The 239-nt window shown below is 43.1% G+C and carries 1 protein-coding gene; it reads right to left on the reverse strand.

The annotated features are described in order from the left end of the window. Positions 1-239: hypothetical protein (locus HMPREF2837_RS06365; RefSeq protein WP_222565293.1), on the reverse strand; the 239-nt coding region annotated here is incomplete at both ends.

Raw genomic sequence — 239 nt, forward strand, 5'->3', positions numbered from 1 at the left:
AGCAAGGTATGCGTCATGGTCGGCTTTGAGTTGCTTGAAGTTCTCATACCTACGAGCCTTAACTTCTGCGATACCCTCAAGACGAGCCAACTCTTCTTTAGCAGTGGAAATGTTTGCTTCCGTAGATGCAACAACTTCTTTTTGTTTAGCTACATCTTGATTAGCCTTGTCTGATTCAGCCTTAGCAGTATCTACATCAGCTTGAGTAGGAACTTTAGGAACTACTTCGTCCTTAGCAA

Origin of the sequence: Streptococcus sp. HMSC071D03 (assembly GCF_001812125.1) — a bacterium.
Lineage (GTDB): Bacteria > Bacillota > Bacilli > Lactobacillales > Streptococcaceae > Streptococcus > Streptococcus pseudopneumoniae_N.